Genomic DNA, 11,619 nt, shown 5'->3' on the forward strand with positions numbered 1-11,619 from the left:
CTGGTCATCGAAATCAAGGAGATGACCCGCTCACTGGCCCAAAACTCAATGCTTTGGGCATGTCTCACCGACATCGCCGAGCAGGTGAATTGGCACGGCCGCAAGCTCGCCAAGGAGGACTGGAAGCATGTGCTCAGCGCGGCCTTGTACCAGCAGGACGTGGTACCGAATATCGACGGTACCGGCTTCGTTGTGCTGGGTAAGTCCACTTCCAAGATGACCGTGCGCGAGATGCGCGACCTCATCGAGTTGGCCCAGGCCTTCGGTGCTCGGCAAGGCGTGAAGTTCGGGGATGAATCCCGCCGCGGCTTCGACTGGGTGGCCGCCTACGGGAGGGCTGCATGAGCAAGACCAAGGCTGATAAGCAGTGGTTGGACGATGTGAGCTCTCTGTGCTGCATTGCCTGCCGGAATGCTGGCCTGGGGGCGAGCCTTGCGGAAATCCACCACGTGCGCAGCGGAGCCGGGATGGCGCAGCGCGCCTCTCACACCCGGGTGCTCCCTCTCTGCCCGCGGCATCATCGTGCCTGCTACCCCACAGGCTTCCACGCAGCTCCCAAGAGCTGGCAGGCTGAGCACGGCAGCGAGGAGACCCTGCTCGCCCAGGTGGCCACAGAGGTCGCCGAACTGCGCAAGAACACCATCGGGAGGGCGGCATGATCCACCTTTCCGCCCTCGATGCGGCCCGGCTGCTGGGTAACAGTCACAAGGTCAAGAATGCTGCCGGCCAAGTACGCAAGGCCCAACAAGTCACCAGCCTGCACGACAAGGTGCAGGCCCAGCTTGTCGGCTTCCCTGACCCGGTTACAGAGCTGCTGTTCCACCCCAAGCGCAAGTGGCGGTTCGACTATGCCTGGGAGGAGCAGATGATCGCCCTCGAGATCCACGGCGGGATCCACTCCGGCGGCAGGCACACCCGGGGGAGGGGGTTCGTAGAGGACCGCACCAAGATGAACGAGGCCGCCCTACTTGGGTGGACTGTATTGGAGGTGACCCCCGAGCACATCAAGACCAGCCAGCTGCGCGCCTGGCTGCTGAAAGCATTTGACCAGGCCAATAACCAACCAAGGACCCGACCATGAATTTGACCACCACAACTAACACCTCTCTGACCATGACTAACATCGAGATTGCTGAGCTCGTGGGGAAACGTCATGACAATGTCATGCGCGACATCCGGGCTATGTTGCTTGAGCTCCACGGAGCTGGGGGTGACCTCAGATTTGAGGAGACCCACCAGAACAAACAAAACGAGAAGCCCTACGAGATCAATGGCGGGACTCGTCTTGCCTTCTCTCTCACCATCACCGGTAAAGGTCAGCAATGGTTGACCCACAAGCTTCTCGCTGCCGGCCATCTGCAAGCTCACGCTGCTTAGCCATCCTGAGGAGGACTGATTATGAGTAAGTCATTGGAAATGGCGTTGCGCCTTTTCTCACCTAAGGGGGCGCTCCATGAGCCATCACCCGGTAACGTCAGCAATCTGGGGCGTGACGAGTTTCTCGGTGCCCTGCAAGCGGCCGCCAAGAAGAATCCTCAGGGGTATCAGTATCTGATGGCCGATCACCTGTTGGACATGGAAGCCACTCAGGAGTTGCTGGCTCATTTCAGCGAGACCCTGGGTAGTAGCGAGGCCGCGGGTATGGCCATGGCTATCCTGCTGCGACGCCCGCTGCCAGATCAGTTGGATAGACTGGTGCTATCTCACCCGCGCTATGACAAAGAGCGCCGCCGGGCCGCAGTGGTGATGGAGAAGGCCAAGCGGGCGCACCGTGCTGGGAATGACCATGAGTACCAGCGCCTGCTGGATGAGCGGAACGGGATACTGGGTCTTGCCCGTGAATACTGTGTGGCTGAAATGATGCAGTCAGGCCGCTGCCCGCACTGCAATGGGACAGGGCTACGCCCGCGCAAGGCAGATGAGTGCCCGAAGTGTCACGGTACCGGGAGGGTGGTGCCGGATGCTGAGCTGGTATCGCGCCATTTCGGCGTGCAGATGCGGCAGGCAGTGGAGCATGCAGTGGAAGAGGTGATTCACCAGGCGTCAGATCTGGCCAGGGCCATGGACCGGCAGGTGAGGGAGATGCGGGTTGCTTAGTGCTTGATTTACCTGTTTAAAGGGTCTCTGTAGTGGGTGGGCTAGTGTTTTTCTACAGTATATAAACATTAACTACAGTTGATTTTCGCTAGTGAATTGATCATTATTGAGCAACCAAAGGACCGCCTTTGAGTGCGATTTTTACACCACGTTGGTGTAAAAAAGGGGCAAGCCCCCCTTTAAACTAGAGCTGTAAATTCCTGACTTGCTCGATTACTTCGCATATTAGTTTGAGCAGAGTAAGGATTATGAATAAGGTCTGAGCTGCTGCAAACAGCTTAACCCTTCGATTAGATGGCTCGGCAGCTGCAAACTGCTGAGTCTTCTTTTTTCCTGCTTTCGCAGCCCCATCTCGTCCGCCTGGACGCTTCTCTCTCGCCATATGTTCCCTCCATATTCGGCGGTTGATAAAGTCTTTTGTCTAAATACATATTTATTTCTCCGTTGGGTGCCTTATGGCCAATTCCTGTATTTTCCGATCATTCGTCAGCAGGGACAAGGCATGATTATCAACTAGGAAAGGGCATACTGAATTGATTGCTCGAAGCTACCAGTAAACAGTTAGCAACGCCAAACTCATCAGAGCTTTTTGGGCCGTTCCTGAGTCTGTTTGAGCAGTATTTGTCCAGCGAACTCCTCTTAGGTCAAGTAAAGCTGCCATCATCACGCTGCCTGCAAGTCACGATTCGTAGGCATGTCCTCATTCTGCTTTCTTCTACGGTGTGCACTTCCTCTATTGCATCACCAAAATCATTTTCTGCTACCCATACAGATTGCTGTCACGCAATTCATAAAGCGAGTTACTCCGGGTGTGCAGGGCTACTACACACCGACTAGATTGAAAGTTGTGGGCAATGGAGGGACTCAATGGGCAGCAGACTCAAGGGGCATGCCTTGATGGTGGCGGGGTGGGGATTACTTCATGGCGACTTCTTCGACTTGCATGCAATCTCCGGTCTGCTTGGGGTATCAGACGCGGTAGCCGGCGACGTGTTGGTCTACCTGCGTCGTCTTAGCTACGTGGAGACAGTTGCCGAGACCAGGAGCTGCAAGCGTGAGCCTGGGAAGCGAAGCCCCCGTCGGGTTTTCATTAAGGTTCTGGCTATTCATCCAGAGCCTTCACCAAGGACAGTGAAGACGCCTCCAGAGCCAAAGTGGGAGCCAGTTCAGCGGCAGTTGACCAGGTTGGTTAAAATTATGCCTTCGCCGAGGGGAGCTCGCTGAGGCATGTGGTGTAGCGCGGGCTGAGTTTCTCTCGCTTCATCATCCACTCCCGGGTATCCCGGCCTCGGGCCGCGAAGTAGACCTTCCCCAGCCGTCCCTGATTGATCCTGTCGATCACCTGCATCAGCGCCTCGCTACGCGGGGACTGCTGCTCTGCTGCGAACAGGTCACCCTGCTGCATGCCAATGGGGGTGAAGTCGGCCAGCATGACGCCGCCTTTCTGGTACAGCTGCTCATCTCGCCAGATATGGGGAAGTAATTGGGGGATCAGGGCCAGCAGCGCTCGGGTGTCATTGGTGGGCATGTCCAGCTTGGTGCTCACCTGATTACCGTAATAGGGGGCCTTGTCACTGAACGGACTGGTGCGGATGAATAGGGTCACATGGCGGCAGCACATTCCCTCCGCCCTGAGTTTCTCGGTGGCCCGTTCCATGTAGCCGGCCAGGGCCTGATGCATGGGCCCCATGGTGGTGATCCGCTCACCAAAGGAGCGGGAGCAGATGATCTGCTGCTTTGCTTGCGCGACCTGCTCCAGCTCGGCGCAGGGGATCCCCCGCAGTTCTTGCACAGTGCGCTCAACGACGACCCCGTACTGGCGCCGTAGGCTCTTGGGGTCTGCGGCCACCAGTTCGGCAACAGTCTTGATGCCCTGAGCCTCCAGTTTGGCTGCCAGCCGCCGACCGATGCCCCATATCTCATCCACTGGGGTGATGGCCATCAGCTTGGCGCGCCGTCCCTCGTCACGCAGATCGACAACCCCGCCAGTGGCCGGCCACTTCTTGGCGGCATAGTTGGCGAGCTTGGCCAGCGTCTTGGTAGGGCCAATGCCGACCCCAACCACAAGCCCAGTCCACTGCTGCACCCGTTCGCGAACTTGGCGACCATACTCCACCAGGTCGCCCGCCCAGCTCTCGCTCAGCTCAATAAAGGCTTCGTCTATGCTGTAGACCTCCACCGCTGGTGCCATTCCCTCCAAAATCGTCATCACCCTCTGCGACATGTCGCCGTAGAGGGCATAGTTGCTGGAGAACCAGACGCCGCCCATCGCCTCAAAGAACTGGCGGATCTGGAAGTAGGGCACTCCCATCTTGATCCCCAGCTTCTTGGCCTCAGCGGATCGGGCTACCACGCAGCCGTCATTGTTGGAGAGCACGACAATGGGCACCCCCTTGAGGTCAGGGCGAAACAGGCGCTCACAAGAGGCGTAGAAGTTGTTCACATCGACCAGGGCCACGGCGCAGCTCTTGTTCATGGGGTATCTACCTGATGCACGATAAAGGACACCACCCCGAAAATCTCCAGCTCCTGTCCCTCACTGAAATGGATAGGCCGATAGGCCCGGTTGCCTGGCAGTAGCGCTACCGATGGCTCAAGCTGCAACTCTTTCACCGTGAATTCGCCATCGACCGCGGCGACCACCACGCTGCCGTGCCTGGCCTTACGGCTGCGGTCAACAACCAGCAGGTCACCATCACGGATCCCGTGATCGACCATGCTGTCACCGGCCGCCCGCACGAAGTAGGTGGCTGCCGGGTGGGCAATGCAGAGTTGGTTCAGGTCGATGGTCTGTTCGACGTAGTCCTGGGCAGGGGATGGGAAGCCACATGCCGCAGGGGAGAGGAACAAGGGAATTTCCAACGCTGGGGCGTCGAGATCTGGGACTGCAAGCATGGTGGGGACTCTGTTGTGCTGTATATAAATACAGTATAGCGTTGCTCTGGGTGAAGATCACCGTGGAGCGATTGGCTCCGAGTTGTCGCTGGTTAGGACAGATACATTTGTTCGCTGGCGCACCATGGTGCAAAATTGCAGCACTAACACATGAGGTTCTTGGGGGAATCATGATTGAGACGGAAAGCGATAAGCGTTGCACTATATGCGCAGAGCGGGCCGCAAGTGCTAGCTGGGTATGCGGAGATAGTGATGTCGTCGAAATTGCAGTATGTGTCGTGTGTGCTACCCATAAACTCCCACAACTAATAGCTGACGCTGTGTTTGGGTGCATGCCAACCAGTGTTAGAAATGGTGCTTGGGGGACGCCAAGGAAGTACTCAGAAGATGCCTTTAAGGATGTCTCTGCCAATTACTACAAGGCAATGTCTAACGCTGCACTAGGTGGGATGATCAAGCCATTGACGTTCAGTTGCCTCAGATGCAGTAAGAGGCAAACTGTCAGTGATATAAGGGTTGGGGCATCTACTAAGAAGCAGTTTGTGCAGTGTATAGAGTGTGGTTATGCACACGAAATATCCTGGGCTATGTCAGAAGATGTGACTGCGGTAGAGGACGAGTTTGTCCAATCAGTGAGCGTGATACGAGCCACAACAGATAACGAGGAATAGACCAGATGTCGTTCAATCTGTGTTCCCTGCCGAAAGAGCAGCAAGAGAGAGTTGAGGTCGAGAAGGCTGCAGCCTATGCGGTATGGAAGGAAAGGACCCCCGAGATCAAGGTGCCAGCCGAGAGTGAAGCTGGGAACTACAAGGGGGATATGCAGGCCTACTTCCTGCAGCAGGTCGAGCGGTACCGAAAGGTGAAGTAATGTCCCTAGATATTATTCAATTGGCGATCCTTCGGCGGGTGTTTCAAGTCGAGCCAAAATTCAGTCGAGGTGGCGTGATGGTAACGCCATCGGTAAGCGCTCAGGATCCTGCCGTTCACTACATCAGAATCACCCCTGACCAAGATGACAGGTTTGTGATCGACTTCATTACGCGAAAGGGCAAAGACGCAATGGCATCTGGATACTTCCATGAGGGGGATTTCTACATAGCCGAGCATGTTATTTCCGGCTGGCATTCAATTGACCGCCTCGTAGATGTATTGCCGAGAATTACTTGGTAACCCTGCTGGTTGAATCCCCGCCGCGCCAGCGTTAGTATTGCTCAAAGATGGCCAGAGTCCCCGTGACCCTGGCCTTTTTCATTTCTGGCCCGCCTCGTGCGGGCTTTGTCGTTTCTGGAGGGGAGTAAATGGGGAAAGAAGAGGAGTTCGCGACGGCTGCGGCCGCTGCTGGTGTGGCAAAGTCCGCACCGCCAGTGGTCGTGTCCGGTATGACGCTGGCCGGGTACTCGCTCAATGATTGGGTGCTGGCAGCCACGTTGACGTGGATCGCGGTTCAGATGGGCTGGTTCATCTGGTCGAATATAATCAAGCCGCGCCGCCAGCAGGGAGGTGCATAGTGAGCAAGGTCCGCATCGCAATCGCAGCTCTCACGCTGAGCGCCGCCGGCTTTGTGGGGATCCTGAATCGGGAGGGGTATGGCCCAGTGGCTTACCCCGACCCGGTACACGGCACCAAGCTTCCCACTATCGGGTTCGGAAGCACCGAAGGGGTCAGGATGGGCGACACCATAACCCCTGTTGCTGCGGTGAATCGGAGCCTGCGGGAGGTGCGGGTGTTCGAGGATTCCCTCAAGGCCTGCATCCAGGCTCCCCTCCATCAGTATGAGTTCGATGCCTATCTCGAACTCTCCCACAACATCGGCCCTGGGGCCTTCTGCCGCTCCACCATCGTGAAGCGCCTGAACGTTGGCGATTATACCGGGGCGTGTGAGGCCATCCTGCTATTTAAGCGTTCGGGCAAACAAGACTGTTCTGCGCCGGGGAATCAGGTATGCCCTGGGCTGTGGAAAGACCGGCTGCGTCTCAATGCCAAGTGCAAGGGGGAGTGATGGTAAAGACTCCGCAAGGCAGAGCGTTGCCGTTCCTGGCTGGCGCCCTGGTGATAGCTGCATTGGCAGGTGGCGGGGTGGCGCTCTACCAGTCCGGTCATTCCGATGGGGAAGAGGGGGAGCGCAAGACCTGGCAGGCGAAGTGGAATGAAGAGGCCGCGAGGCTCGCCACTGCCAGAACCAAGGCTGAGCAGAAAGCTCGGGAAGAAGAGAATCGTCGGCAGGCTGAAATTGATGAGGTGAGAGACCATGCACAAGAAGAAATCGCCCAGGCACAAGCTCATGCCGCTGCTGCTGGTGTTGAGTCTGGCCGGTTGCGCGAGCAAGCCCGTCGCCTGGCAGCCCGAGCAAGTCAGTGCGCCAGCTATCCCAGCACTGCCCAAGGAGGCCAGGCAGCAGAACAGCCTGCAATGGTGCTCGCCGACCTGCTCAGCCGGGCTGATGAACGAGCGGGTGAGCTGGCAGCAGCGTATGACAGAGCTCGAGCATCAGGATTAGCCTGTGAACGAGCCTATGACTCCCTGCGCACCGCGACCATGAAACCCCGCCCATAACGGCGGGGTTTGTCTTTCTGGGGAAGGGGAGAAGGTGATGCAGATGAACTGGAGCAGTGAAGTGATAAACGGTATCGACGTGACTGGGGTAATCGCCAGCGTAGAGCACTACGACGGAGGCGAGGCCCTGGTTGTTCTTTCCTCCGGTGTTTCCGTTGTGGTTCCAGCTACTCACAAGCCGGTACCTGGTGACACCATCGTTGAAGGTGAGTTATCTCTCTAAATGGCAAAGACCGACTGGGCAGAGCTCAATGCAGAATTCCTGCAGGAGCATGAAGCGACCGGCATCAGTGCGAAAGACTGGTGCGATAGCCGCGGCCTTAACTACAACTCGGCGCGTCGCTATTTGAAATCTCGAGGGCAATCCCCTGCGCAACCCGATAAATCTCGCGTAGCTGCGCAAACTGCGCATCCCGAAGTGCGCAAAACTGCGCAATCTGCGCAAAGTGTGCAAGCCAAGAGGAATGAAGCCAAGGGCAAAGGGGGAGAGAGGAGAGGTGGAAAGTCATCCACATCCTCACAACCCCCAGCTGACTCAGCCCAGAACTCGAAAACCAACGGCCGTGACAATAGCGGCCGCTTCATCGAGGGGAACCCTGGCAATCCCAACCCACCCAATCAGTGGCGGCCTGGCGACCGACCGGCACTGACCCATGGCGGTTACGCCCAGTTCCTCGACGCTGAGGAGTTGTTCGACCATGCCGAGGAGTTGCGGCTGACGGATGAGCTGGTGTTCACCCGAGCTCGCGTTATCTCTGTCACCAAAACCATGAAGTCCCTACAGCAAGATCTGGTTGAGGCAAAAGAGGTAACCGACCGGATCGCGCTCTATGACAAGATCTTGCGGGCTGAGCAGGCTCTCGACCGCAACATCCAGCGTATCGAGTCCATCGAGCGAACGCTGAGCGCCCTGCGCATTGATGAGGTTACGGGGCCGAAGATTGAGGCTGATACCAAGCGCATCAAGGCCGCGACCCGCAAGCTGACAGCTGAGGCTGACCGGTTAGAGAAGGACGGTGGCAGCGAATCAACACCGGTCAGCGAGATGGTCACCGAGCTGCAGGGTATGGGGACTGGCGGGCTGATGAGTGGTGCTTGAATCTGGTAGCATGGCTAATCTATTGCTTGGGGAGCATCTGGTCGATGGAAGTAGATAAAGATTTAGAGCGTCAGTATCGTAATAAAATGATGATTATAGCGACGCTGATAATTGTCTATTCAATATCAGGAGGAAGTTTGTCGCCTGATTTTAGTCTGGCTGGAGCGAAGCTCAGTTTCAGCGCACCACAAAACTTAGTGCGATTAGCTGTGGTGGTAATGCTGTTCTTTTGGTGGCGACATAGACAAATAACAGTGGATGTTCGTCATAAAATAAAAGTAGATGCTTACCATGGATGCTACATTCCCGATTATTTACTTAGAAAGATTCGTGAAAATGGGACCAGAAATGGCAGTGCAATGCATGGCTATTCTGAAGGCTGTTTAGTCGGTGTGAAATTGACTGATGATGACCAATATGAGCATGACTTCATATCGGTTCAGGTGATGTGGGCTAGGTTATTGCACATTACAATTTATGTTATTCATTCCTCTCGAGAAGACAGACGACCAACAGCCTCTTATGAGATGACACTTACTAACTTCCGAGACATTATCGCAATAATACTGCCTTGTTGGTGTAGTTTTGCCAGAAATGCTTGGTCAAAACCAGATTTTGGCGATGCCATTCTGCCTACGCTTGTGATGGTTATTGCTGTTATCTCGTATTTATACAACTGACCGTAATTGCTATCGCTTACAACCCGCTTCGGCGGGTTTTTTATTGCCTGAGATCCCCCCATGATCGAACCCAATATCTCCGCCATGACTGAGCAGGAGCAGATGACCTACATCCGCTCGAAGCTCAGCGATAAGTGGTGGCGGATGAACAACCTCTACATGATCGAGAATGAGCAGGGCAAGCTGGTTCGCTTCCGGCTACGCCCGGCGCAGGAGCTGCTGTTCCGGACCATGTGGTACCTGAACATCATCCTCAAGGCGCGTCAGCTCGGATTCTCCACTGCCATTGATATCTACCTGCTGGACGAGGCGCTGTTCAACAACAACATCAAGTGCGGGATCATCGCTCAGGATCTGACGGCGGCCGGCGAGATATACCGCACCAAGATTGAAGTGCCGTTCGATAACCTGCCCAGCTGGCTCAAGGCCCAGTTCAAGGTGGTGACCCGGCGCGGCGGGGCGAATGGCGGCCATATCCTGTTCCGGCATGGCTCCAGCATCCAGGTGGCCACCTCATTCCGCTCCGGTACCGTCCAGCGCCTGCACGTATCCGAGCACGGGAAGATTTGCGCCAAGTACCCGGAGAAGGCCAAAGAGGTGCGAACCGGTACCCTCAACGCCATTCACCCCGGGGCAATCGCCTTTATCGAGAGCACCGCGGAAGGGGTTGGCGGTGACTTCCACGCCATGAGCATGAAGTCTCTGGAGCTGGCGCGAGCCTCTGGTGAGCTGAGCCAGCTCGACTGGAAGTTTCACTTCTTCGCATGGTGGCAAGACCCCAAGTATCGCGCCGACGTTCCCGCATCAGGCGTGGTGATGAGCAAGACCCAGGCCGAGTATTTCGCCGCCGTTGAGAAGGCGATGGACTGCACCATCACCGATGAGCAGCGCCAGTGGTACGTACTCAAGGAGGCTAACCAGGGCGCAGAGATGAAGCAGGAGTTTCCCAGCACGCCGCTGGAGGCTTTCCTGACATCTGGGCGCAGGGTATTTGACCCCATCGTTACGATGGAGGCGGAGGGCGATTGCATGGCCCCGCTCATTGTCTATGACATGGACCCGGTTACCGGCAGGCGCGAGAAGGCTCGCAAGCCAGAGCAACTGGACGAGCGGGGGCAGCGTTCCCTCGAGAACATGCTGCTGGTCTGGGAGCTGCCAGACCCCGATGAGGATTATGCCGTCGGCGCTGACGTCGCTGAGGGGCTGGAACATGGTGACCGTTCATCCTTTGATGTTGTGGCCAAGAGCGATGGCCGGCAGGTGGCCCATTGGTTTGGGCACCTGGATCCCGGGCTGTTTGCCCAACTGCTGGCCCATGTGGGCAAGTGGTACGGCACCGCTGAGCATGGCCCAGCCTTCATTGGCCCAGAGCGAAACAACCACGGCCACGCCGTGCTGCTTGCCCTGCGGGATCACTATCCGGTGCGCCGCATCTATGCCCAGGAATACATCGACCGGGACCGAGACGATGAGACGCCGCGCCTTGGCTGGCTCACTACCCGGCAATCCAAGCCAATCGTGGTTGATGGCCTCAAAGACCTGATGCGTGCCGGCCAGTCGGGGATCCGCTGGATAGGCACAATTCACGAGGCAACCACCTACGTCTACGACAAAAGCGGCAGCATGAACGCCCAGACCGGTTGTTACGACGACCAGTTGATGAGCTACATGATCGCCCAAGAGATGCGAGCCCGCATGCCTGCCCGCATCGTCAAATCCGAAACCACCCGTAAACCCAAGCACTGGATGGCCAACTGATGAACCAGACCCAACCCAAGGCCCCCGAACAGGGAGGCTTCGATACCTCACGCCTGCTCAACCTGATGAGCGATATTGATGGCCAGCCAGATTGGCGCACCATGGCCAACCGAGCCTGCGCCTACTATGACGGCGACCAGCTGCCGCCGGAGGTGGTCAAGGTGCTCGAGGAGCGCGGACAGCCGATCACCATTCACAACCTGATCGCCCCCACCATTGATGGGGTGCTGGGCATGGAGGCCAAGAGCCGCACCGATCTGATGGTCATTGCCGACGACCACGATGATGAGTTGGAGCAGCTGGCAGAGGCCGTCAATGCGGAATATGCCGACATGTGCAGGCTAGGCGGGCTGGACCGTGCCCGTGGCGAGGCATACGGCGGCCAGATCAAGACCGGCATCGGCTGGGTGGAGGTGCGCCGCAATGATGACCCTTTCGGCCCACGCTACCGGTTCAGCAACGTGCCGCGAGACGAGGTTTACTGGGACTGGCACAGCCGCGAGCCCGACCTGAGTGACAACCGCTGGTTGATGC

17 protein-coding genes are annotated in these 11,619 nt (G+C 57.0%); 15 read left to right on the forward strand and 2 right to left on the reverse strand.

Features of this window, described 5'->3' with window-relative positions; all coding sequences use genetic code 11:
- From G113_RS15220 to G113_RS15240, 5 genes are all read left to right on the forward strand, one after another.
- Nucleotides 1-345: recombination protein NinB (locus tag G113_RS15220; protein WP_040319285.1), on the forward strand; the 345-nt coding region annotated here is incomplete at its 5' end.
- Nucleotides 342-659: a Ref family recombination enhancement nuclease gene (locus tag G113_RS15225; protein WP_005906203.1), complete on the forward strand. Its 318-nt coding sequence runs from the start codon at nucleotides 342-344 to the stop codon at nucleotides 657-659. The genes G113_RS15220 and G113_RS15225, both read left to right, overlap by 4 nt.
- The gene (locus G113_RS15230; RefSeq protein ID WP_005906205.1) at nucleotides 656-1,081 is read left to right on the forward strand and encodes a hypothetical protein; all 426 of its coding nucleotides are present in this window, start codon (nucleotides 656-658) and stop codon (nucleotides 1,079-1,081) included. Before G113_RS15225 ends, G113_RS15230 begins: the two co-directional genes overlap by 4 nt.
- Nucleotides 1,078-1,377: a Rha family transcriptional regulator gene (locus tag G113_RS15235; RefSeq protein ID WP_005906207.1), complete on the forward strand. Its 300-nt coding sequence runs from the start codon at nucleotides 1,078-1,080 to the stop codon at nucleotides 1,375-1,377. The genes G113_RS15230 and G113_RS15235 overlap by 4 nt, the downstream gene beginning before the upstream one ends.
- A gap of 21 nt (nucleotides 1,378-1,398) precedes the next feature.
- The gene (locus tag G113_RS15240; protein ID WP_005906209.1) at nucleotides 1,399-2,097 is read left to right on the forward strand and encodes a TIGR02642 family protein; all 699 of its coding nucleotides are present in this window, start codon (nucleotides 1,399-1,401) and stop codon (nucleotides 2,095-2,097) included.
- Nucleotides 2,098-3,292: 1,195 nt separating this feature from the next.
- On the opposite strand, the gene umuC is transcribed toward G113_RS15240, so the two are convergent.
- Nucleotides 3,293-4,573, reverse strand: coding sequence for a translesion error-prone DNA polymerase V subunit UmuC (gene umuC, locus G113_RS15255; RefSeq protein WP_005906214.1), 1,281 nt, complete (start codon nucleotides 4,571-4,573; stop codon nucleotides 3,293-3,295).
- On the reverse strand, nucleotides 4,570-4,992 hold the full coding sequence (gene umuD, locus G113_RS15260; protein WP_040319286.1) for a translesion error-prone DNA polymerase V autoproteolytic subunit: 423 nt from the start codon (nucleotides 4,990-4,992) through the stop codon (nucleotides 4,570-4,572). The genes umuC and umuD overlap by 4 nt, the downstream gene beginning before the upstream one ends.
- A gap of 676 nt (nucleotides 4,993-5,668) precedes the next feature.
- On the opposite strand from umuD, the gene G113_RS15270 reads away from it, so the two are divergent.
- The 10 genes from G113_RS15270 to G113_RS15310 form a co-directional block, all read left to right on the forward strand.
- Nucleotides 5,669-5,863, forward strand: a complete 195-nt coding sequence (locus tag G113_RS15270; RefSeq protein WP_005906218.1) for a DUF3283 family protein — start codon at nucleotides 5,669-5,671, stop codon at nucleotides 5,861-5,863.
- The gene (locus G113_RS15275) at nucleotides 5,863-6,165 is read left to right on the forward strand and encodes a hypothetical protein (protein ID WP_005906220.1); all 303 of its coding nucleotides are present in this window, start codon (nucleotides 5,863-5,865) and stop codon (nucleotides 6,163-6,165) included. Before G113_RS15270 ends, G113_RS15275 begins: the two co-directional genes overlap by 1 nt.
- A gap of 128 nt (nucleotides 6,166-6,293) precedes the next feature.
- Nucleotides 6,294-6,503, forward strand: a complete 210-nt coding sequence (locus G113_RS15280) for a hypothetical protein (protein ID WP_005906222.1) — start codon at nucleotides 6,294-6,296, stop codon at nucleotides 6,501-6,503.
- Entirely contained in the window at nucleotides 6,503-6,994 is a 492-nt protein-coding gene (locus G113_RS15285; protein WP_005906224.1) for a lysozyme, read from the forward strand. Before G113_RS15280 ends, G113_RS15285 begins: the two co-directional genes overlap by 1 nt.
- Complete coding sequence (locus tag G113_RS15290) at nucleotides 6,994-7,548, forward strand: DUF2514 domain-containing protein (RefSeq protein WP_040319288.1); 555 nt, start codon at nucleotides 6,994-6,996, stop codon at nucleotides 7,546-7,548. Before G113_RS15285 ends, G113_RS15290 begins: the two co-directional genes overlap by 1 nt.
- Before the next feature lie 37 nt (nucleotides 7,549-7,585).
- Nucleotides 7,586-7,771, forward strand: a complete 186-nt coding sequence (locus tag G113_RS15295) for a hypothetical protein (RefSeq protein ID WP_005906227.1) — start codon at nucleotides 7,586-7,588, stop codon at nucleotides 7,769-7,771.
- Nucleotides 7,772-8,647: a hypothetical protein gene (locus G113_RS15300; RefSeq protein WP_005906229.1), complete on the forward strand. Its 876-nt coding sequence runs from the start codon at nucleotides 7,772-7,774 to the stop codon at nucleotides 8,645-8,647.
- A 44-nt stretch (nucleotides 8,648-8,691) separates the two neighbouring features.
- A complete protein-coding gene (locus G113_RS21125; RefSeq protein ID WP_152436071.1) occupies nucleotides 8,692-9,327 on the forward strand; it encodes a hypothetical protein in 636 nt (211 codons plus the stop codon).
- 60 nt (nucleotides 9,328-9,387) lie between these two features.
- The gene (locus tag G113_RS15305) at nucleotides 9,388-11,085 is read left to right on the forward strand and encodes a hypothetical protein (protein WP_005906232.1); all 1,698 of its coding nucleotides are present in this window, start codon (nucleotides 9,388-9,390) and stop codon (nucleotides 11,083-11,085) included.
- Nucleotides 11,085-11,619, forward strand: a 535-nt coding sequence (locus G113_RS15310) for a portal protein (RefSeq protein WP_005906235.1), incomplete at its 3' end; no start/stop codon positions are given. The genes G113_RS15305 and G113_RS15310, both read left to right, overlap by 1 nt.

The sequence above is a fragment of the Aeromonas molluscorum 848 genome (assembly GCF_000388115.1).
GTDB lineage: Bacteria > Pseudomonadota > Gammaproteobacteria > Enterobacterales > Aeromonadaceae > Aeromonas > Aeromonas molluscorum.

Bases quoted from the DNA above. Each gene is read 5' to 3' on its own strand.
- G113_RS15280 (WP_005906222.1), top strand. From the start codon at position 6,294: ATGGGGAAAGAAGAGGAGTTCGCGACGGCTGCGGCCGCTGCTGGTGTG.
- G113_RS15300 (WP_005906229.1), top strand. From the start codon at position 7,772: ATGGCAAAGACCGACTGGGCAGAGCTCAATGCAGAATTCCTGCAGGAG.
- G113_RS15295 (WP_005906227.1), top strand. From the start codon at position 7,586: ATGCAGATGAACTGGAGCAGTGAAGTGATAAACGGTATCGACGTGACT.
- G113_RS15240 (WP_005906209.1), top strand. From the start codon at position 1,399: ATGAGTAAGTCATTGGAAATGGCGTTGCGCCTTTTCTCACCTAAGGGG.
- G113_RS15235 (WP_005906207.1), top strand. From the start codon at position 1,078: ATGAATTTGACCACCACAACTAACACCTCTCTGACCATGACTAACATC.
- umuC (WP_005906214.1), bottom strand. From the start codon at position 4,573: ATGAACAAGAGCTGCGCCGTGGCCCTGGTCGATGTGAACAACTTCTAC.
- G113_RS15230 (WP_005906205.1), top strand. From the start codon at position 656: ATGATCCACCTTTCCGCCCTCGATGCGGCCCGGCTGCTGGGTAACAGT.
- G113_RS15225 (WP_005906203.1), top strand. From the start codon at position 342: ATGAGCAAGACCAAGGCTGATAAGCAGTGGTTGGACGATGTGAGCTCT.
- umuD (WP_040319286.1), bottom strand. From the start codon at position 4,992: ATGCTTGCAGTCCCAGATCTCGACGCCCCAGCGTTGGAAATTCCCTTG.
- G113_RS15270 (WP_005906218.1), top strand. From the start codon at position 5,669: ATGTCGTTCAATCTGTGTTCCCTGCCGAAAGAGCAGCAAGAGAGAGTT.
- G113_RS15290 (WP_040319288.1), top strand. From the start codon at position 6,994: ATGGTAAAGACTCCGCAAGGCAGAGCGTTGCCGTTCCTGGCTGGCGCC.
- G113_RS21125 (WP_152436071.1), top strand. From the start codon at position 8,692: ATGGAAGTAGATAAAGATTTAGAGCGTCAGTATCGTAATAAAATGATG.
- G113_RS15305 (WP_005906232.1), top strand. From the start codon at position 9,388: ATGATCGAACCCAATATCTCCGCCATGACTGAGCAGGAGCAGATGACC.
- G113_RS15275 (WP_005906220.1), top strand. From the start codon at position 5,863: ATGTCCCTAGATATTATTCAATTGGCGATCCTTCGGCGGGTGTTTCAA.